Raw genomic sequence first — 19,702 nt, forward strand, 5'->3', positions numbered from 1 at the left:
GAATGGGTATCTGCGACGCGCGGTTATGCTCGTTCCGGGAACTTGATGGAAAAGGCAACCATCGCAGAGCATGAAGGAGTGGGGGAATCGCAGCGTTATTTAATGAAATCGTTGTTCTGTTAGAGCCCGAAAGTTAGAGCCGGGAGCACCTTCTTAAGCCAGAGGAGCAGGTGTACCGGCGAACGGTATGCCGGATCTCAGAGCAGGGCGTAGGGCAGGCATCGTGGCTTTAGCAATCCCGGCCATGAGGCTCTGCGTATACTGCTGAAGTAGATAACGTAGCGGACTGCCCAGCTCGAATTCTCTTCGGAGATTAGTTGCTTTAAGCCGATAGCCAAAACCGGCGCGCTGCACCACTGCCCGTGTTGGGGCGATTTTTCGGCCCATAAGCATGGAAATGCCGAAAACACCTTCGTTGCCGATAACGGCAATTTTCACGGGCTCTTCATTATCGATGATTTTGAGAAGGGAAATAATACCGGTGGTGGGAAAATACACAAGGTCCAATTCGCCGCCATTTTCATAGACCGCCCATCCTTGAGGCAGGGATACCAGCTCAAGGCAGGCTTGCAGCCGCTCGTAATCCTTCTCGGGGAGAGCGGCCAAAAAAAGATTTTGCTTAGGTGTGTGTAGATATGACATTACGTTCCTCTCTATTCGCCTGTCTCGACGAAAACAGTATATGGCCGACGTGCGGGGTCTTGCGCGCAATTGAAGGATACATACAAACTCAAGGATCGTATGTGCGGTGGCCGACAGACGAGTATTACGAAAAGGAATAAAAAGGTCTAGCGAAGATAATGTGCGAGTAGCAATTGAGTTGGAATGTTGCACCGGCAAGATTTTTTTGCCAATGTTCTCGAAAGAAACAGATGAAAGGAAAGGAAAGGAAAGCAGCGATCTGTCGAATACAAATAGTATAACCCTATCAACTTGCCTGGAGGATGTGATGACCAAGACCGCCAAGGAAACAAAAGAAAAACTCATTAAAGACTTTCGGTCCGTTATTGCCGATACTGAGGAATTGATGAAATTCGTGAGCAACGAAGGTGGCGGAAAAGCGCAGGCGTTGCGCGACAAAATCGACGACAATCTGAAGGGTGCCAAGGAATATCTACAAAATATTGAAGGTGCTGTCGTCGACAAGTCCAGGGTTGCGGCACGGGTGACCGATGACTATGTACATGAAAACGCCTGGCGGACTATCGGACTGGCGGTTGGAGTTGGTATTCTCGTCGGACTCTTGATGAGGAACCGGGAATAATCGGTTTTCGTGAACCTGAATGCCCATCAGGAAGAGTGGATGGTCAAGCCGTAAGCGCAAAGAGGGTTCCGATTATGCCGAGGCAGTGCGCTGGATTATCCGGTTGGCTGCCACCAATTGAGTGGGGGAACCGATGAAAATAGAACGGGGGAATCGATAATGAAAATACGTGTAGCGCTTGCCACATTTTCTGTCTTGCTTTTTACGGGGGGTAGCGCTTCGGCAGCCACCTTCAGTAGCTTATACACCTTTGGAGACAGTCTCTCAGATATTGGAAGTAGCCCATCTGCTGTCACGAGCATTTACAAACTCCTCGGTGACAATTGCGACCCTTCTCATCCCTGCGGCCCTTATTTTCATGGCCGCTTCTCGAATGGACCCGTTGCTACGGAGAAACTGGCAGATTCACTTTTCCCCGGCGGAGGGAACAGTACCAATTTCCACAGCTACTCGGTGGGCGGCGCCACATCGGGTGTGGGAAACATGGGGGACGGAGGCAGCGCAACCGAGCCAGGAGGCTTTGACGTACTCGGTATAAAATTGAAGCCGCTCCCGGGCATGCAGCAGGAGGTGCAACGTTACATGAGCGATTCGGGGGGCGTGGCCGACCCCAACGCTTTATATGTGGTATGGGGCGGCGGGAATGACTATCTGACGCATAATTCTCCCGTTGGCGCCGCGCAAAATATCGGTTCATACGTGAGCACGCTGGCTGCAGCGGGGGCAAGGAATTTTCTTGTCCCGAATAGTTCAGATCTGGGACAAACCCCGGACGCCAGAACCAATGGCGAGGTAGCGCAGGCTCATGCTTACACGATTGTTTTCAATAATGCGCTGGCAACTCAACTGGGAGATGTGCATTCCGCTTTTCCTGCAGCGGATATCCGTCAATTCGATACTTATTCTTTTCTGAATAATCTTATCCAGAATCCAGCGGATTTTGGATTCACCAACGTAACGAACGCGTGCGTCTCCCTGCTTGTTCTTTCTTGCGATAATCCTGGCACGCATCTTTTTTGGGATAGCGTTCATCCTACAACCTTGGCTGACTCTCTTCTAGGAGCCGCGTTCGCAACGACGGTAACGAGCGCGGTGCCGGAGCCTGAAGTTTTCTCGATGTTGGTTGCAGGCCTATTCTTGCTGGGTATCGGTGCGTACAGGCGGTCGGGCCAAGCTGGCTCGACCGGGGAGGCGTTTTATCGGGAATCAGCCGCCTGAACAGTGAAGCAAGGCTGAGCCATTCGAAACGGCTGCTGCGAGCATGGATCTCATATGCTGGTAACGTTCAAGAGCGATGCGTATGCGGATATAATGATGTTTGGAGATGCAGCGCATCGTCTATTGAAAATGATGGGGCATAGTGGAACTGTGCCCAGCGCAATATTGGCCGATGACGTTCCGGCCGCGCTTGAACGCTTGAAGCGTGCCATTGAAGAGGGAAAATCGGGATCGCAGGAACCCGGCTCGGACCCGGGAGGCGTGGATCCGGATGACCAAACTATAAGCCTGAATTATCGGGCGATACCTCTGATCGAATTGCTTACCGCAGCCGCAAAAAAGCACTGTGATGTAATGTGGGATAAAGTTTAAGCTTGGCTTATCAAGCCCTTTCAAGAACAAGCACCGGGTGAGCTGGTTTCTCAAGAGTAATCGCCGATATTCATGCTTTTCGTCCCTTGAATAGGCATTCCAACCCGGTAGCCTCCGTTACCGCGATTTTCGATATTGAAGCGGATACGACGCTCATCAATATCTTCCGACTACGGTAATTTTTACTCGTCAATCGGTATTCTTCTGGCTAGATTGTTAATGGCCGTAATCAATTCAACCGGGTCGACGGGTTTGGAAAGATGATTGTCATAGCCCGCGCTTATCGCCCTTGCTCTATCATCCGCCCGAGCGAATGCTGTAAGCGCAATCGCGGGGGTCTTGCCTCCCTCTTTTTCAGGAAGATCTCTTACCTCGGCAATAAATTGATACCCGTTCTTGCCTGGCATGCTGATGTCGCTGATAATTACATCCGGTTTGTCGATCTTTAGAAGCTCCAGGCCTTCAGTAGCACTTGCGGCACTGATTACGTCGGCTTTGCATTGAGTCAACATTCGCTTGATGAGTTCGCACGCATCGAATTCGTCATCGATCACCAGCACTTTCAGTCCTGCCAGTGGTGGATTTTTTTCATCGAAGTACTCTCGTAGCGTGGGTGCCGGTTCGTTTTTCACATTGTCAGCAGCAGAGAGCGGCAAATGCACGACAAACGACGACCCTTGCGCAGCGCCTGCGCTTTCTGCACGGACTGCACCGCCGTGAAGTTCCACTAATTGTTTGACAATGGCCAAGCCCAAGCCAAGGCCGCCATATTGTCGAGTAAGCGAAGCGTCACCCTGCCTGAAGCGGTCGAAAACATAAGGCATGAACTCCGGGGCAATGCCTAGACCCGAGTCGTTGATCCTGATCTCAAGAAAGGAACTCGACTGCTCAACGACAACCTCTATCTTTCCTCCTTTTGGTGTGAATTTCAGCGAGTTGGAGAGCAAATTCCAAAAGATCTGCTGGAGACGGTTGGGATCCCCTATGATCGGGCTGATGCGCGGCGCGATTTTTTTTTGCAAGGCTACGCCTTTTGCTTGCGCTGTTGGCTTGACCGACTCAACCGCTGCCTCAATCAGACTGACAACATCCAGTTGCTGCATATCGAGCCTTACTTTTCCTGAAATTATGCTGCTCATTTCGAGAAGGTCTTCTATAAGCTTATTCTGGGCGCGAGCATTTCGTTCGATGGTTTCAAGGCCTCGATGGATATCATCGTTCTTCATGTTCCCGCTCAGGATAAGTTGCGACCAGCCCAGAATCGCGTTGAGCGGAGTTCGCAATTCATGGGAAAGGGTTGCCAGAAACTCGTCCTTGAGCTGGCTGGCCCGCTCGGCTTCACTTCTGGCAACGCGTTCATTCTCAAGAAGCCGTTGTTTTTCTGCATCAGCCAAGGCTAATGCTTCGGCGAGTTTTGCAACTTCATTACTTGTCGCTTTTCCGTAACGGCTGGGGCGAATACCGCGGGTGACACCGGCTACCTGGCGGCCGAGTTCCGCCAGAGGCTGCAATATGCCGAGCCGGGTGTAAAAAACGATTCCTGTCGTGGCAAGCAGAGCGATGAAGATGAGCGTCATTTCAAACATGATCTGGCGCTCGAGCCTGGCAAATCCGAGGTTCGTTTGGGTTTGCATGCGTCCGCTGAATAAATCTATGAACTGCTGAATCGGCTGTGCAACTGCTGCTTTTCCGGCAATAAAACGTTCGCTGTGCAGCAACCGAATGGCGAACTCCCGATCCGGTTTACGGCGTTTCGTGAAATTACCCTTGCCGTCATCATATAAGCCCTCAAGGGCAGCGAATGCCTGCTTTTCCAGAATAACCAGCTTTTCTGAATGCTCCAGCGCTTCTTCCAGCAAGGCATATTCCTCATTATTGAAGCCCACCCTGCGAAACATTTCCAGCAAGGGAACGGCCTCGCCTTGTTCGATAGCGGGATCACGATGCGCCGCCACAAGATGCCAATAGGTGCTTGAATAATTAAGCGGGCGCGGGCGTATTCCGTTGCGGATATCTCGTATCTCCATGAAGTAGCGCTTAAAAGCCGGGTCCCCGGTAATCACGTAAGTACGCGCCATGGTGGTAAGGTCGTCAGAACTCTGAAGAAGCTCATGGGCCAGCAGAAGCGCCTGAAACTGGTGACGCTCGCTCTTGTTGAGTTCTTCGCGGATGCTCAGCGAATGGAATACGAGCGCGCCAATACCCGTCAGCAGCAGCACAAGGGCAATGTTGGAAAAACTGGTAAAGTTTCGGATATTCACGGGGAGTCTTCTGTCGTTCTCATCAAGATCTACGGTTAAATTTTATACGTCGCGATCCCCAACCTGCCATTTGTGTAAAAGGTATACGGAAATAAGAGTTTATCGTTTCCTGGCTTGCATCCGCCACTATTTCATTCCCCGATCCAAATCTTCAAGCTACTCAATTTCTTCATTTTTATGCAACGCGACTGAAATAAACGAATGTTAAATTCTCTCCTGTGTTTACTACCGTGGAGGGAATAAAAGATGTATTCATATCGCTCTCGTTTTATTTTTGCCGTTTTCGCAATCCTGCTCAGTTTGGGCGTGGCAATCGCCGCGCTGCACGATTTCTCAGGGATTAACTCTGCTGATCCTACACAAAAAATGTACGAGGATTTCAACAAGGCTTTCCTCAACCACTGGAGAGCACGAACGGGTGTCGAGGTTACGGTTAAACAAGCCCGGAGCAAATCGGGAGTACCTATACGCGCTGTCGTGGACGGGCTTGATGTTGTATCACTTGCAGTGTCCTATGACCCGGTGGCGCTGCAAAAAAGCAGCAAATTCATGTTGCCTCATTGGGTGAAACCCTTGCCGCAAAATACACCCTTTACTTCGACTATCGTATTCATTGTACGCAAGGGTAATCCGAAGGGATTGAGAGATTGGGACGACCTCGCGCGATCGGAGGTCGAGGTGGTAACATCCGATCCAAAAAATTCCAGCAGCGCTCGCTGGAATTATCTCGCAGCGTGGGGCTACGCGTTCAGGCAGTCAGGCGGAAGCAATACGGCAGCGTTCGAGTTTGTCAAGAAGTTGTTTGCTAACGTCAAGGTGATGGATTCGGGAACGCGAGGCTCAGTCAATACTTTCGTCGAGCGCGGCGTTGGTGATGTGCTGCTGGCCTGGGAGAACGAAGCTCATCTGCTTGCCAAAGAAGGAAATGGAGATAAATTCGAGGTCGTTACGCCATCTCTTTCCATCCTGGCTGAACCTACGGTCAGCGTGATCAGTGATGTGGCCGATCAGGCCGGGGCGCACGAGATAGCCAAGGCTTACATCGATTACCTCTATTCAACGAAAGCTCAAGATATCGCAGGAAAACACTACTATCGTCCACGTGATGAGAAGGTGATCGCCAAGTATGCAATGCAATTCCCGCAGATAGAACTTTTCACTATCGATGAAGTCTTCGGCGGCTGGAAGGAAGCCCAGAATGTCCATTTCTCCAATGGCGGAGTATTCGATCAGATGCAAGGATCCAGGACTGATCCTGCCACCGGTGAGGCTGGATAAGGGAAAGCCGGTGAATACAACCACAAGCACAAACACAACCGCGTGAGCTTATCAGGGCCGATTAGCTCGGTCGTTAAATTTTTCCCATGACACAGCCCTGGCCATAACGCGCGTTGTTCGTTGTTGGCGGATATCCACAAGCCCTGCCAACGTTCTTCCCGAGTCTTATTCAATTTCTTCCGAACTTCTCTGCGCATTCAGGCGATAGCCTGTTTCGTGCGCAGAACGCTTCGTCGCTTCATCCATCGTTTCATATGTCATTTCAATTTTCAAGCCGGGCAAATCGTGATTGCTCAACTTCAGCGGGACGGAAAATTTCCAATTTATGTGCGGCAGCGCACTGAGCTATTACCTGTGAAGCATGATGATAGCAATCGAAGACAGCCGATGTGAAGCATGGTGAGCAATGTATGCATCACTTTCAGCTGCCCGCCATAGGCAATCTTTTTATTGAAACCTACTCTGGAGAAAAATAGCATGAATATTCAAAATAAATTAGTAGTCATGACGATAACGCTCATCGGCGCGTTATCCATTGCTGGCTGCGGCAAAACCGAGGACAAAGGGCCCAAACCGGCGACAGCACCCGAGTCGGCAGCGGCACCTGCGGCTAAAACCACGGTGGGAACAGATATTGACGACACTACCATAACGACAAAAGTGAAATCTGCACTCCTCGCCGATGCGGATGTCAAGAGTTTCGATATCAAGGTTGAGACACGCAAGGGTGAGGTTCAGCTTAGCGGCTTTGTAGACAACCAGAGCCAGATCGACCGCGCAATAACCATTACCCGGGGGGTCGAGGGTGTCAAGAAGGTAGACAATAAGATGAGCCTGAAGACGACCGACACAACCGTAGGCGAAAAAATAGATGATGGAATCATCACCACCAAGGTTAAAGCCGAATTGATTGCTGAGCCCGGGCTTAACAGCACGGATATTTCTACGGTGACACGCGACGGCGTGGTTCAGCTTAGCGGTTTTGCAGACAATCAGGCTCAAATTGATCGGGCTGCCGAGATTGCGCGTGGAGTCGAGGGAGTGAAGAGCGTCGTCAATGAACTGAGCATCAAGAAATAAAGCAAATACCTGTATTCTTTTTTATCAACGGTGGCACATAAGGAGCATGAATATGAACTGGGACCAGGTTGAGGGAAATTGGAAGCAATTCAAAGGTAAGGTCAAGGAGCAATGGGGCAAGCTTACCGATGACCATCTGGACAGGATTGCAGGACGGCGGGATCAGCTTGCGGGCAGGATCCAGGAATCCTATGGGATCAGCAAGGAAGAAGCGGAGAAGCAAATTTCCGAATGGGAAAAAAGCCAGAAGGATCATACCTGCTAAAGCAGGGCGGGGTGTCACGTCACAACTAGGCATCCCGCATCGTTGCCGGCATTGAGTATCGACCATCAAGGAAAGCAAAAGCGGCCCGAACCACCGAAAGCTGGAATAAGCCTCACCCGGCCCGTATGGCTAACTTGGGAAATAACACTGGCATAACCGGAGCCGTTGATAAATTCGTTAAAAAGGAAGAAATCATCATGCTCTATACAATCGCAGTTGTTCTGATTATCTTGTGGCTGCTGGGATTGGTTAGCTCGTATACGATGGGCGGATTCATCCATATTCTCTTGGTGATCGCAATCGTAGTTATCCTCCTTAGGATTATTAGCGGGCGCAAGCCGCTTTGATTACGGCGCACCTCACCTTATTTAATGGCGGAGATCCGGCAGGCAATGTGTGCTTGACTTTCAGTACTTGTGCAGGCCGAGTTTATCGAACAGAATACGATTTCTGCGTTCGGCGTCTTTGACCAACTTGTCGTAGGATATAATTTCGATACAACCATTACCTGCGGCCAAGTTAAAAAAGTAGCCTTCACTATCCGCAGTCTTATGATAACGCCCGTAGACCTGTTTATGCAGAGAGGGTTTCAGATCGGCTATCAGGTATCCAGTAAATCGAAGATTCGTTGGGTTTATCTGACGCCCATCAATGTCATCCACATTGCCATTACTAATTTCCCGAAAACGTTGAATGATTTGATCCGCTGGGTCTTTATCGTAGTCGTCTCGTCCGGGTCTTTTGAACTCGATGATAATAATGCCCCCACTTGGCAAATTATCCGATTCCGCTACGCCAATCGGCGTGTCGTAGAAGAAAGCAAAGATGTCCGGCTCTTTGCCTGATGTTCTTTTCAATCCAGGCACACCATTTAGCTTCTTGTCGGACGTAAGAAGAGTGTGGTAGCACAGCCGTTCGTCAATGACCCACAGATTTTGTTGCTCGAAGAATATATCTTTCGACGTGACGCCCATCGGGAAGATCATCTTGTGAAGGATTTTTTCAAATGGGTATTTGTTGTCGATGCGCACCTTTTTAAGGCTCTGGCTGACAAGGTCAAGAATGGTGCGGCGGTGTGCAACGTAGGCTGCGAGCTGGGCTTTCCCAAGCTCATTAGCCTGTTCCGCTACAACCTGAAATCGCTCTTGATACTGCTCAAATGTCTCGGTTTCAAACAGCGCGGCTACGTGGCGTACTTCCTTGCGCACAGAGTCTTCAACATCCCGCTTCACATGAAGCAGCGCCTCGTCGAGTTTCTCAGTTGGCAGTCCAGGCTGAATGCGTTGTTCGATCAGTTCTTTGTAGCGCGGATGGGTTAATGCTCGGTACTCAGGGGCTTGCTCGACGAACTTTTCGATTTGAAGGCGCTTGTCTTCGTTCGTCGATTTCAAGTCATCCGAGAGCAACGGGCGGAGCGTTTCTACAATACTGCGATTGAGCTCCTGGCGTGACACAAGCGTTTCGTCCAAATCGGGTTCATCGTCGGACTGAAAGAAAATTCTCGTTCGCTCTTGGTTGGCGTGATCGTCGAGATATTCCCCTGTAACGAGAATGATCAGTGTATAGGGCTCCTGATCGCCATCCAGCAGGCGTTCAGGCAGCTCGGGCAGAAGATCACGCAGCTTGTTTATTGTGACTTCTCGCCCGTTCGCGCATAAGTACAGGTCGTGCCGAGAGCGGCCATCACGGTGTCGATACGCTTGTAAAGCGAAGGTATGACCGAGTACATCAAAGAACCTTTCTTCAATGTGCGATAGCACAGTCGATTGAAAGAGAGCATGAAGGTCAATGGATGCATGCATAGGTGATTCCAACACCATAGGGGGGCAGGAACGCGCTGCGAACCGGATAAGAAAATGCGCGAGGATTCGCTCGGCAATAATGGCTGGATCATGAGGCCAGCCGCCCTTATATTTGGAAGCCATGCTACGCATTGAAAGCGTGGTTCCCAGTGATTCGGTGACAGACTTAACGTCATCCGCCCCTTTCAACTCATTTGCAATTGAGAACTCAAATTCACGCAAAAAAGTTTTGCCTAAACGCTGAAAGACGCTTCGAATTTGGACACTTGAAAATACCTTCAGAAAGGTAAAGCGACCGACTCCTTTACCGCCAACCTTAACCTTTGAAAGCGTGTGTGCCTCCTGAAATGAAGCCAAATTGGCATCATCAAAGCCAACCCCATCATCCGTGATATCAAAGCCATCAAACACTAATACATCATCACCTCCTTGATGAGCCAGATCCTGTGTCGCTACTAGCCGTATGCGAACCAAGTGGTTTGAGAAACCGTTTTGGTGTTCTTCAATGGCATCAATCGCATTCGATATGGCCTCAAAAAGCGGCATCATCGCTTTGGCCTGAGATAGTTCCAGTCGATCGACCAATCCCTTTATGTTTGCGAGCATTTTTTTTTCCTTGAGTTATTTGTATTTGTCTACTCGCAACACAACATCATCGCAGCAACATCATCGCAGCTAATATTAAAAGACCGCGTAGCAAGTGCCTAGGTAAGTTATATGCCATCTACAAAGAGGTTTCGCTGCTCGGCCCTTTCATATAGGCATCGAAGGAAGCTAATTCTCCTTGGATAAAGCAGCTCCGCATGTAGTGTTCCTTACGTCTCGGTCTCCGGTAAATTCGCCGATGGTTCCAGCCATTAATCCCGTGATGTGCATACCGTCATGGTCGGCGATCTTGTATGAGAGCTCGCTGTGGGCTTGAGTTTGCTAAGGCGGTCGGTAAGCATCTTGTTTTTCTCCTGTTCGAGATGGTTTTACCGTCAAAGGCCAGAAAACCTGAAGATGCCCGAAAACCTGCATGAATCCTAGGCTTTCAAGACGATTTTTATCGTGAAGACCAAAATAGAATGAGCGGTAAAAATCTCGGTCTGAATCTGAGGTTCCCGATTTACCGTCGGCTTTATCGATGTTTCGTTTTGCTTGGGGCCATAACCAATAGATGTTGTAGGGAATTAATTAATCAATGACGTACACTATTTTCAATAGCTCTTGATAATTTGCAAACAACCTCACATCATTCCCATTCAATCGTTGCGGGTGGCTTGCCCGAGATATCGTAGACCACGCGGTTAATCCCGCGTACTTCGTTGACGATACGATTGGATATCCTGGCTAGCAGGGGGTAGGGAAGTTCCGCCCAGTGTGCAGTCATGAAGTCTTCGGTTTGAACTGCTCTCAGGGCCACCACGTATTCATAAGTGCGTCCGTCGCCCATCACCCCTACGGATTTTACCGGCAGAAATACCGTAAACGCCTGAGAGGTTTTCTCGTACCAGCCCGACATACGTAATTCTTCAATAAAGATCGCATCGGCACGGCGTAGTAATTCAGCGTATTCACGCTTTACCTCGCCGAGTATGCGAACTCCCAGTCCGGGCCCGGGAAAGGGGTGGCGGAAGACCATGTCATGCGGAAGTCCCAGCGCCACCCCAAGTTCGCGTACTTCGTCCTTGAATAATTCGCGCAACGGTTCCAGAAGTTTCAAATGCAGCGTATCGGGCAGGCCGCCTACATTGTGATGCGATTTGATGGTCTGCGCTTTTTTCGTTTTTCCGCCTGCGGATTCGATCACGTCCGGGTAGATCGTACCTTGGGCAAGCCAATGCGCACTAGGAATTTTCGCAGCTTCGCGCTGAAACACTTCGACGAATTCCCGACCGATGATGCGGCGTTTCATTTCAGGATCGCTGACGCCTTGCAAGTGCTTGAGAAACTCTCCGCTGGCGTCTATGTGGATGACTTTTACGCCCAGATTTCTGCTGAAGGTATCCATTACCTGTTCGGCTTCGTTCATCCGCAGCAGGCCGTTATCCACAAATACACAGGTAAGTTGTTTGCCGATGGCGCGATGAATGAGTGCTGCGGCTACCGATGAATCGACGCCACCGGACAGGCCCAGAATAACCTCGTCCGCTCCTACCTTGGAACGGATTCTGCCGATCGCTTCTTCCATGTAGTCAGGCATGTTCCAGTCATACCCGGCCCCGCAAATTTCGTGCACGAACCGCGCGATAATGGCCTTGCCCTGCGGGGTGTGAGTCACTTCCGGATGGAATTGTATGCCATAGAATTTTCGCGCCTCATCCGCTATGGCAGCTAGGGGCGTAGAGGCATTGCTGGCCATGGATTCAAAGCCGGGAGGAAGCTTGGTGACAGCATCACCATGGCTCATCCACACGTCGAGCGTCTGTTTGCCTGCGGTATCGGCACGGTCGTATATGTCTCGCAGCAGAGCAATTCCGTTTTTTGCCTGCACTTCAGCGTAACCGAATTCGCGCACCTTGGAATTTTCAACCGCGCCGCCCAATTGGGCGGCCATGGTCTGCATACCATAGCAAATACCCAGCACCGGGACGCCCAGTTCAAAAACGATCTGCGGCGCCCGTGGCGTTTCAAACTCTGCTACAGAAGCCGGGCCGCCCGAAAGAATGATGCCTTTCGGCGCAAAATCCCTGACAAATTGCGAACTCACGTCGTATGCGTGGATTTCGCAGTAGACGTTGCTTTCCCGGACTCGGCGGGCAATCAGCTGTGTATATTGGGAACCGAAATCGAGAATGAGTATTTTTTGATGCATAGCCTGATGGGGTGCGCCGGGATATCCGGCAGCTTCAAGTAAAGCTTGAATGGAAAGTTAAAAACGACGCGGTCGGAGTCGTGCGGAGTGCGAGAAAGGCGTATCGTTATCCACTTGCAAGGACAGGCAGCGCAGCATGAGGGGATAATTTGAATCATTCAGGCAGCGATATTTTGATGTACTACATTGCTATATCAACAGCTATTCCACACGATAATTCGGTGCTTCTTTTGTGATCTGCACGTTATGGACGTGAGATTCGCGAATACCGGCAGAGGTAATTTCGATAAACTCGGCTTTGGCGTGCATGTCGTCAATGGTTTCACAACCGAGATAACCCATGCCGGAGCGTAGCCCACCGATAAGCTGATGAATTACGGCAATAACACTGCCTTTGAAGGGAACACGGCCTTCTACGCCTTCCGGTACGAGTTTTTCGGCATTCTGCTCAGCTTGCTGGAAGTAGCGGTCGCTCGAACCCTGCTGCATTGCAGACAGTGACCCCATGCCGCGGTAGGTTTTATAGGACCGTCCCTGGAATAGCTCGATTTCGCCCGGCGCTTCGCTGGTGCCCGCGAACAACCCGCCCAACATTACAGAGTTGGCTCCTGCGGCAATTGCCTTGGCGATATCGCCGGAATAGCGAATGCCGCCGTCGGCGATCAGCGGTACGCCGGTGTTTGCCAACGCTTCGGATACGTTCTTGATCGCGGTGATTTGCGGCACGCCGACGCCGGCAACAATGCGGGTCGTGCAGATTGAGCCAGGGCCTATTCCGACTTTTACCGCATCAGCTCCGTGGTCAACCAGGGCTTTGGCGGCCGCAGCGGTAGCGATATTCCCGCCGATAACCTGGATTTGCGGAAACCTTTTCTTTACCCACTGTACCCTGTCAAGCACGCTCTGTGAATGTCCATGCGCAGTATCCACCACGATTACGTCCACGCCCGCTTCGGCGAGTGCCTCCGCGCGTTCTTCACTGCCGTCACCGACGCCAATGGCCGCGCCTACGCGTAGACGCCCCAGGTCGTCCTTGCATGCGTTGGGATGCTCGGATGTCTTGATTATGTCCTTGACGGTAATCAGTCCACGCAATTCGAAGTTACTATTCACCACCAGGACTCGTTCCAGGCGATGCTTGTGCAGCAACGTCATCGCCTCTTCGCGGCCGGTGCCTTCGTTTACCGTTACCAGCCGCTCTTTCAGCGTCATGATGTTCTTGATGGGCTGATCCAGATTGGTTTCGAAACGAAGATCCCGGTTTGTGACGATACCGACGACTTTCGATCCTTCCACTACGGGTAAACCGGATATTTTGTATTTGCGGATGAGGTTGAGTACGTCACGGACTGTCATGTCCGGCGGGATGGTGATGGGATCTTTCACTATCCCGCTTTCGAAGCGCTTGACGTTGGCTACGTGGGCTGCCTGGGATTCCGCCGACATATTCTTGTGGATAATGCCGATGCCGCCCTCCTGCGCAAGCGCGATAGCAAGCGGCGCCTCAGTCACCGTATCCATCGCGGCCGAAACCAGCGGTATATTAAGGGAGATTTCGCGGCTAAGGCGCGTCGTCAAGGCAACGTTGCGTGGTAAAACCACCGAGTGGGCGGGAAGCAGCAGAACATCGTCGAAGGTTAGAGCTTTCTCAACCAGTCTCATGGCATTGATCCTTCACAAAGCGGCATTATAACGAACCTCATGGATTGTGGCGAATGAACTATATCAAGATGGACGAGCCTTCATATCCGAAGCGGTATTCCAGACATGCCGAATGGGTACGCAGCCAAACCTTTAATTCCGAAAGTTTTGGCGGACGCGTGCAAGAGCCAGTCCTTGACGATGTGCGTTGATCGATCTATAAAACAACTCTATCTTGTCGTTATGAAGGGGTGATGTTGGCAACATGTCGATTCCGGAAGTCCTGGTGGTTTCAAGCGGTCCTTGATTCTTTAAATCCGATAGGCTGCTAGCGATTTTTTGCCCGGCCCTCCCACACAAGTGGTGCTATAACAAGTCGCGAGGCCACTTATATAACCTGTGATATACCTCGACAGACAATTCTTACGGAGGGGGAAAAATTCGAATCAGCCGCCGTCCGTTTTAATCGTAAGCATTAGCCGTAAGGAGCCAAACATCGTGATAAGCAAATTCAAAGTCGACGATCATGTCACCTGGAACTCGGAAGCCGGACATGTCAGCGGAAAGATTATCAAAGTGCATACAAAAGACGTCGCCTACAAGGGCTATACGCATCATGCGAGCGAGGATGAGCCGCAATATGAGATCAAGAGCGATGCATAAAGGGTCGGCGTTAAAAAAATAAATGCCTGAGACACTACTGGTAGTTTCACCGCAAGCACGTTCAGCGGTCGGTTACGGTCCCTCGAATGACGGACGGCCGATCTCACCGCGGGATTCCAGGCGGGCGAGCAGCAAATAAAAGTACAGCATCCCCCTCTGCCGGCCAAGCGTATCCAGGACGCTCCCTGCATCGCATGGGGCAGTGCCCGAGACGAGCGCAATATTACTTGCCACGCTGGTGTCATTGGCGGGGAACACATCCAGCCGCCCCAAGCCACGCAATAGAATGACGGCGGCCGTCCATGGACCGATTCCCTTTATCTGCCGAAGGATGGCTGCCGCATCCTCGCTCTTGCATTGCTCCAGTTTGGCCGTATCAATTCTGCCGGATGTGAGCGCTTCGGCTACGCGCCGCAATGTTGCGATTTTGCTGGCGCTGAGCCCGGTTTTGCGCAGAAGATCGTCGGTTGCACGCAAAAAGCTTTCCGCAGCCGGAAATACATACAGTGGCACAGGTATACCCTCAGCTTTCACCGATTGTCCCAGGGCAACAATCAAGCGACGCATAATCGCAGTGGCGGATGCCAGGCTCAATTGCTGAAACACAATCGCGTTAACGCAGGCTTCCCAGAGAGTGGGATAGCGGGGCGGTTTTACACCGTACATGCGCTGGACCAAGGGGGCCAGCCATGGGATAGTCGCAGCCGAATGTTCGAAATCCATCAGATCGTGATCGCAGCCGAGTATCTTGCGCACGAGCCCGAACACATTCGGCTCGTTATTCGTATCGCCCTCGATGGTGGCGGACAATGAGTTCTGCCGGTTCTGCATGACCCGGACGATCACAGGCTCTGGCGAACCGAGGAGTGCGCGGACGTATTGTCCTTCCGGCGTGAGTAGATCAACGATATTTGTCGAGAGCCGCCGAAGCACACTTACCGTAAGATCAAGCCGGTAGGGCGCTACGACGGGAATCTCGTACATTTTCATTGGTATCCCGCCCGGGAAGAAAAAAGAAAGGGAAGGCTTTTCCTCCAGTTTTGCCGCGCTTCAAATACCATCATCCTCAATGGAAGCGCGTCCAATCATTTACCTCACCAAGCTTCTTTGGCTTACTTGCTCCGATCTGCGTTTACTTGCGTGACAATATACGACTGCCTCGCAGTGTACGGCTCGACGGCCAGTCGCGCATACGCTCAGCGCTTGATAGCTGGCGCAGTTGTATTCACATGGACGAATTTGCTGAAGGCATCGTCAAGCTGCTTCTGGTATAAATTAACCTGGGGGTTTTTCATGTATGCATCCCCAAGGTCGAGCAGTGTCTTGTTAAAGTTCTCGTCGCCCGTTTGAAGAGACAGCGTTATCGATCCGTTCGCGGCGAACCGGTTAGCCCAACGTGCGCGTACCTCCGACCAGAAATCAGACGTTCCCTTCCAATAGGCCAATGCGGGCCCGAAGTCGTAACCTTCAATGCGGCGATAGTCGTTGAAGCCGAACTCACGGACCAGCGGTATGTCCTTGCCATCTTGCATGCGTATGACTTTGGTATTGTCCTGCTCGTGCGCCCAGCCTTGCGGGGTAATCGTTTGACGGTTTTCGGCATTGATCAGCTGATAATCGCTGCGCTTGGTATATTCGCGCCGGGGTAGCGGCCGCCAAGTCCGCCCGGAGGTCCAGGTCGATATCCCGTATTTGTGATTCCATTTTCCGTTGCCGGCGTACCGCGGGCCATCATTGACTTCGTAAACCAGTTGCGTCCAGGTGCCAGGTATCTCGGCCGCATTGCGCTCTTGCTCCTCAAAGCGTTGGTCGCCCACAAATACCCAATGCTTTGGCGACTCATATATCCAGTCCTGACGCCAGTGTTTAGTAATGGCGCCGCCACCCATTACAAGAATGTGTTGCAGCGAGATCCGTCTGCCGGCATCTTCGACCAGCACCACGGACTCAAAACCCATGCTGCGCTTGGGTTCTTTACGCTCATAGCCTGGTTTCAACACCACCGTCTCCTCAAACCTGAACTGGACTTCGTATCCACCCAGCATTGCAAGAATGGCACGGCGATCGCAGTTGAAAGGGTCTTCACCAGCAGCACAACCGGCAACCGGACGTTCTACTGTCTGATACTGGGATGAGCCAGATTTTGCCAAACGGGGTTGACCTGCGCATGCAGTGAGGAGCGAAAGTGTGAGTAAGCATATTGCAAATGAAAACGAGCGTGTCATGAGTTCTCCATACTGGGCCCTGTTTGTCCCATTCTCGATTTGATATCCTTTTTTCCGCCGTGGTATCTTTCTACAATATTTGACGTCGGATACCCGGCCTGATCAGGCCGGTCGGGGACGAAAATCAGGATTGTTACGGCAGCAACGCGGTGCCGGTGATGATAATGATAATAATAATCACCGTCAACAAGATGGGAAAGTGCTTCGATGGAGCGGACCCCTGAAAGCAGGGGTCCGCTTATATTCTCAAGACGTGGAAAGACGAGGCGGGAGTTATTTTTTTGTGATAATGCGGTGAAGAACTTTCCCGCTTATGTTTCCATCTTGCGGATTGATTTGAATTCTTTTGCCCGTCTCCTGCGACTCTCTTTCGGATCCACCATCAAGGGCCGGTAGATCTCTACACGGTCGCCCTCACGCAGGACCGCTCCATGTTTGACCAGCCTGCCAAATATGCCCAGTTTGTTGTGGGCAAGGTCTATTCCAGGGAAAAGATCGATGATTGCGGAAAGCTCCACAGCCTGCCTCGCTGTTGTTCCGGATGGCACGGTTATTTGCCGCATAATCTGGTTTTCCGGCAGAGCGTAGACCACTTCGATCTCAATCTTGCGCTCATGAACTCCCATAAACCTCTTCCGCACGCTCGATGAATGCGTCCACAAGATTATTGGCGATTATGAAAAATACCGGACCCACCAGTTTTTCGAGAATCATGTGCGCGAACGTATAATGCAAACGAAATTCTATCTTGCAGGCATTCTCCGCCAAAGGGGTAAAACGCCAGTGGCCATCCAGGTTTTGGAAGGGGCCGTTCAGCAGCGTCATGGTGATCAGTTCCGGCGGATGCTTGATATTCCTGGTAGTGAAGCTATGCTTGATGTGGTGATAATCGATCTGGATCGTTGCATGCGTGGTCGAATCATTTTGCGGAGTGACGGATGAACCGCCACACCATGGCAAAAACTTGGGATAGTCTTCCACTGCATCCACCAATGCAAACATCTGGCTCGCAGAGTGCCCTATCAGTACTGACTTTTCGATTTCAGCCATAAGATAAACTGCCCGGATCGAACGAGACAGTATTGAAAGCTGCTAAAATACACGAAACCCGCATGGAACTCACCCTTTTTCTTCCAATACATGAGCATTGTTCAGAATAAAAAAGCCTTTCACGATTATTTTATCGAAGAGAAGCATGAAACAGGCGTAGTTTTCGAAGGTTGGGAGGTCAAAGCGATTCGTGCGGGGCGGGTTCAGTTAAAAGAAGCTTACGTTGTCATCCGTAATAGTGAACTGTTTCTGATCGGTTGTCATATCAGCCCTTTGTTGGCAGCTTCCACCCATATCCAGCCGGATCCGGTTCGTATCCGCAAGCTGTTGTTGCATGCCGAGGAAATTAAACGGCTTATCGGCAAGGTGGAGCGTGCGGGGTACACGCTGGTGCCGCTGGATATGCACTATAAGGCGGGTAAAATCAAGCTTGAAATCGGCTTGGCCAAAGGCAAGAAGCAGCATGACAAACGCGAGTCCGAGAAACAGAAAGAGTGGGTGCGCGACAAACAACGTCTAATGCGCGCGAAATAAATCCTCGAATCCCCTGGTTTGAAAAATCTTTAGACGGCGATTCATTCGTCATCGTTAATTTCCGCATACAGTTAACTTCCAATTTTATCATGCACAAACCCATTGCTATTTGGTTGCTTGTTTGCTGCGCTCTGGTATTTGCCATGGTGGTCGTCGGCGGCGTTACCCGGCTCACCCATTCCGGACTGTCCATTGTCGAATGGCAACCCATCGTCGGCACCATGCCCCCGCTCGGCCAGAGCGATTGGGACGAGCTTTTTGAAAAATACCATCAGACGCCTCAGTATAAAAAGATCAATGTCGGCATGAGCCTGGAGGAATTCAAAGGCATTTTCTGGTGGGAATATTTTCACCGTCTGTTGGGGCGAGTCATCGGATTGGCCTTTTTTGTGCCCTTCGTATATTTCCTTGCGAGAAAAGCAATCGACCGGCCATTGGGTCTGAAGTTGGCCGGCATTTTTGTTCTCGGAGGTCTGCAGGGCGCAATGGGCTGGTATATGGTAAAGAGCGGACTGGTGGATAACCCCCACGTTAGTCAATATCGACTGACAGCTCACTTGGGGCTTGCTTTCGCCATCTATGCCGCTATGTTTTGGGTGGCATTAGGGCTACTTTATCCGGTTGGCACATCATTAAGCAGCAGCGGATTAGGCGGCTTACGCCGTTTCTCGACTGCGCTGACCACCCTGATATTCATAATGATTTTATCGGGAGGTTTTGTGGCGGGTATCCAGGCGGGTTTTGCCTACAATACTTTTCCCTTGATGAATGGCCATATCATTCCACCCGAAATATTCATGCTGGAACCATGGTACCGAAATTTCTTCGACAACATGGCAACGGTTCAATTCGATCATCGCCTGATAGCCTGGATGCTCGCGATCCTTATTCCAGTTTTCTGGCTTAAATCCAGGAAATTGCCACTTTCAGGTTCGGCTCGCCTCGCATGCACGTTGCTATTGGTTATGCTTGGCATACAGATAAGCTTGGGAATTTCCACATTATTGCTTGTTGTCCCTCTGCCGTTGGCTGCAGCTCATCAAGCGGGAGCGGTGCTGTTGTTAACTGCAGCGCTCTGGGTAAATTACCAGTTACGTCGCTAGCCGATAGATGTTGCAAGCCTGCTTGCGGCTGCCTTTGGGTTGCTGCAGGCAATAGAGAATCGCTGACGAACGTCAGGGAAGTGATGGTGCTTTACGGCTGAGGAGCTTTACCAACGAATGGGGTTGGGGACGAACAGCTAATTCTCGTG

20 protein-coding genes are annotated in these 19,702 nt (G+C 51.0%); 11 read left to right on the forward strand and 9 right to left on the reverse strand.

Annotated features, from left to right (window positions below):
* Positions 1–153: 153 nt before the first annotated feature.
* The gene (locus KJS40_RS05840) at positions 154–642 is read right to left on the reverse strand and encodes a Crp/Fnr family transcriptional regulator (RefSeq protein ID WP_244859714.1); all 489 of its coding nucleotides are present in this window, start codon (positions 640–642) and stop codon (positions 154–156) included.
* Positions 643–748: 106 nt separating this feature from the next.
* On the opposite strand from KJS40_RS05840, the gene KJS40_RS15230 reads away from it, so the two are divergent.
* From KJS40_RS15230 to KJS40_RS05855, 3 genes are all read left to right on the forward strand, one after another.
* Positions 749–1,264: a DUF883 family protein gene (locus tag KJS40_RS15230; protein ID WP_244859715.1), complete on the forward strand. Its 516-nt coding sequence runs from the start codon at positions 749–751 to the stop codon at positions 1,262–1,264.
* 159 nt (positions 1,265–1,423) lie between these two features.
* Positions 1,424–2,482 (forward strand): SGNH/GDSL hydrolase family protein, encoded by a 1,059-nt coding sequence (locus KJS40_RS05850; protein WP_213539429.1) that lies wholly within the window; start codon positions 1,424–1,426, stop codon positions 2,480–2,482.
* A 54-nt stretch (positions 2,483–2,536) separates the two neighbouring features.
* Positions 2,537–2,854 carry a DUF1840 domain-containing protein gene (locus KJS40_RS05855; protein WP_213539430.1) on the forward strand — a complete coding sequence of 106 codons (318 nt, stop codon included), beginning with the start codon at positions 2,537–2,539 and terminating at the stop codon, positions 2,852–2,854.
* A gap of 182 nt (positions 2,855–3,036) precedes the next feature.
* Here the strand turns inward: KJS40_RS05855 and KJS40_RS05860 are convergent, their stop codons facing one another.
* A complete protein-coding gene (locus KJS40_RS05860) occupies positions 3,037–5,115 on the reverse strand; it encodes an ATP-binding protein (RefSeq protein WP_213539431.1) in 2,079 nt (692 codons plus the stop codon).
* Between the two features lie 246 nt (positions 5,116–5,361).
* Between KJS40_RS05860 and KJS40_RS05865 the strand changes: the two genes are divergently transcribed.
* The 4 genes from KJS40_RS05865 (at position 5,362) to KJS40_RS05880 (ending at position 8,085) form a co-directional block, all read left to right on the forward strand.
* Positions 5,362–6,393, forward strand: a complete 1,032-nt coding sequence (locus KJS40_RS05865) for a sulfate ABC transporter substrate-binding protein (protein WP_213539432.1) — start codon at positions 5,362–5,364, stop codon at positions 6,391–6,393.
* A gap of 477 nt (positions 6,394–6,870) precedes the next feature.
* Positions 6,871–7,473, forward strand: coding sequence for a BON domain-containing protein (locus tag KJS40_RS05870; RefSeq protein WP_213539433.1), 603 nt, complete (start codon positions 6,871–6,873; stop codon positions 7,471–7,473).
* A gap of 52 nt (positions 7,474–7,525) precedes the next feature.
* Entirely contained in the window at positions 7,526–7,738 is a 213-nt protein-coding gene (locus tag KJS40_RS05875; RefSeq protein WP_213539434.1) for a CsbD family protein, read from the forward strand.
* A 197-nt stretch (positions 7,739–7,935) separates the two neighbouring features.
* Entirely contained in the window at positions 7,936–8,085 is a 150-nt protein-coding gene (locus KJS40_RS05880) for a lmo0937 family membrane protein (RefSeq protein WP_113071548.1), read from the forward strand.
* Positions 8,086–8,145: 60 nt separating this feature from the next.
* Here KJS40_RS05880 and KJS40_RS05885 read toward each other — a convergent pair whose 3' ends face one another.
* The 3 genes from KJS40_RS05885 to guaB form a co-directional block, all read right to left on the reverse strand.
* Positions 8,146–10,146, reverse strand: coding sequence for an ATP-binding protein (locus tag KJS40_RS05885; protein WP_244859716.1), 2,001 nt, complete (start codon positions 10,144–10,146; stop codon positions 8,146–8,148).
* A gap of 628 nt (positions 10,147–10,774) precedes the next feature.
* Positions 10,775–12,337 (reverse strand): glutamine-hydrolyzing GMP synthase, encoded by a 1,563-nt coding sequence (gene guaA / locus KJS40_RS05890; RefSeq protein WP_213539435.1) that lies wholly within the window; start codon positions 12,335–12,337, stop codon positions 10,775–10,777.
* 201 nt (positions 12,338–12,538) lie between these two features.
* Positions 12,539–13,999: an IMP dehydrogenase gene (guaB, locus tag KJS40_RS05895; protein ID WP_090459394.1), complete on the reverse strand. Its 1,461-nt coding sequence runs from the start codon at positions 13,997–13,999 to the stop codon at positions 12,539–12,541.
* A 53-nt stretch (positions 14,000–14,052) separates the two neighbouring features.
* On the opposite strand from guaB, the gene KJS40_RS05900 reads away from it, so the two are divergent.
* Entirely contained in the window at positions 14,053–14,190 is a 138-nt protein-coding gene (locus tag KJS40_RS05900; protein WP_213539436.1) for a hypothetical protein, read from the forward strand.
* A 286-nt stretch (positions 14,191–14,476) separates the two neighbouring features.
* On the forward strand, positions 14,477–14,641 hold the full coding sequence (locus KJS40_RS05905; protein WP_213539437.1) for a DUF2945 domain-containing protein: 165 nt from the start codon (positions 14,477–14,479) through the stop codon (positions 14,639–14,641).
* Positions 14,642–14,713: 72 nt separating this feature from the next.
* Here the strand turns inward: KJS40_RS05905 and KJS40_RS05910 are convergent, their stop codons facing one another.
* The 4 genes from KJS40_RS05910 to KJS40_RS05925 form a co-directional block, all read right to left on the reverse strand.
* Positions 14,714–15,631 carry a hypothetical protein gene (locus tag KJS40_RS05910; protein ID WP_213539438.1) on the reverse strand — a complete coding sequence of 306 codons (918 nt, stop codon included), beginning with the start codon at positions 15,629–15,631 and terminating at the stop codon, positions 14,714–14,716.
* A 206-nt stretch (positions 15,632–15,837) separates the two neighbouring features.
* On the reverse strand, positions 15,838–16,791 hold the full coding sequence (locus KJS40_RS05915) for a DUF6607 family protein (RefSeq protein ID WP_213539439.1): 954 nt from the start codon (positions 16,789–16,791) through the stop codon (positions 15,838–15,840).
* Between the two features lie 386 nt (positions 16,792–17,177).
* On the reverse strand, positions 17,178–17,492 hold the full coding sequence (locus KJS40_RS05920; protein WP_213539440.1) for an RnfH family protein: 315 nt from the start codon (positions 17,490–17,492) through the stop codon (positions 17,178–17,180).
* A complete protein-coding gene (locus KJS40_RS05925) occupies positions 17,479–17,916 on the reverse strand; it encodes a type II toxin-antitoxin system RatA family toxin (protein ID WP_213539441.1) in 438 nt (145 codons plus the stop codon). The genes KJS40_RS05920 and KJS40_RS05925 overlap by 14 nt, the downstream gene beginning before the upstream one ends.
* Before the next feature lie 90 nt (positions 17,917–18,006).
* Between KJS40_RS05925 and smpB the strand changes: the two genes are divergently transcribed.
* Together smpB and KJS40_RS05935 are read left to right on the forward strand one after the other, a co-directional pair.
* On the forward strand, positions 18,007–18,450 hold the full coding sequence (gene smpB, locus KJS40_RS05930; RefSeq protein WP_213539442.1) for an SsrA-binding protein SmpB: 444 nt from the start codon (positions 18,007–18,009) through the stop codon (positions 18,448–18,450).
* 89 nt (positions 18,451–18,539) lie between these two features.
* A complete protein-coding gene (locus KJS40_RS05935; RefSeq protein ID WP_213539443.1) occupies positions 18,540–19,553 on the forward strand; it encodes a COX15/CtaA family protein in 1,014 nt (337 codons plus the stop codon).
* Positions 19,554–19,702 lie beyond the last annotated feature (149 nt).

The sequence above is a fragment of the Nitrosospira sp. NRS527 genome, from assembly GCF_018406445.1.
In the GTDB taxonomy this organism is placed as follows: Bacteria; Pseudomonadota; Gammaproteobacteria; order Burkholderiales; family Nitrosomonadaceae; genus Nitrosospira; species Nitrosospira briensis.

Excerpts from the sequence above, each read along its gene's own strand:
- KJS40_RS05840 (WP_244859714.1), bottom strand. The coding sequence starts at position 642 with ATGTCATATCTACACACACCTAAGCAAAATCTTTTTTTGGCCGCTCTC.
- KJS40_RS05850 (WP_213539429.1), top strand. The coding sequence starts at position 1,424 with ATGAAAATACGTGTAGCGCTTGCCACATTTTCTGTCTTGCTTTTTACG.
- KJS40_RS05855 (WP_213539430.1), top strand. The coding sequence starts at position 2,537 with ATGCTGGTAACGTTCAAGAGCGATGCGTATGCGGATATAATGATGTTT.
- KJS40_RS05865 (WP_213539432.1), top strand. The coding sequence starts at position 5,362 with ATGTATTCATATCGCTCTCGTTTTATTTTTGCCGTTTTCGCAATCCTG.
- KJS40_RS05870 (WP_213539433.1), top strand. The coding sequence starts at position 6,871 with ATGAATATTCAAAATAAATTAGTAGTCATGACGATAACGCTCATCGGC.
- KJS40_RS05875 (WP_213539434.1), top strand. The coding sequence starts at position 7,526 with ATGAACTGGGACCAGGTTGAGGGAAATTGGAAGCAATTCAAAGGTAAG.
- KJS40_RS05880 (WP_113071548.1), top strand. The coding sequence starts at position 7,936 with ATGCTCTATACAATCGCAGTTGTTCTGATTATCTTGTGGCTGCTGGGA.
- KJS40_RS05885 (WP_244859716.1), bottom strand. The coding sequence starts at position 10,146 with ATGCTCGCAAACATAAAGGGATTGGTCGATCGACTGGAACTATCTCAG.
- guaA (WP_213539435.1), bottom strand. The coding sequence starts at position 12,337 with ATGCATCAAAAAATACTCATTCTCGATTTCGGTTCCCAATATACACAG.
- guaB (WP_090459394.1), bottom strand. The coding sequence starts at position 13,999 with ATGAGACTGGTTGAGAAAGCTCTAACCTTCGACGATGTTCTGCTGCTT.
- KJS40_RS05900 (WP_213539436.1), top strand. The coding sequence starts at position 14,053 with ATGAACTATATCAAGATGGACGAGCCTTCATATCCGAAGCGGTATTCC.
- KJS40_RS05910 (WP_213539438.1), bottom strand. The coding sequence starts at position 15,631 with ATGAAAATGTACGAGATTCCCGTCGTAGCGCCCTACCGGCTTGATCTT.
- KJS40_RS05920 (WP_213539440.1), bottom strand. The coding sequence starts at position 17,492 with ATGGGAGTTCATGAGCGCAAGATTGAGATCGAAGTGGTCTACGCTCTG.
- KJS40_RS05925 (WP_213539441.1), bottom strand. The coding sequence starts at position 17,916 with ATGGCTGAAATCGAAAAGTCAGTACTGATAGGGCACTCTGCGAGCCAG.
- smpB (WP_213539442.1), top strand. The coding sequence starts at position 18,007 with ATGAGCATTGTTCAGAATAAAAAAGCCTTTCACGATTATTTTATCGAA.
- KJS40_RS05935 (WP_213539443.1), top strand. The coding sequence starts at position 18,540 with ATGCACAAACCCATTGCTATTTGGTTGCTTGTTTGCTGCGCTCTGGTA.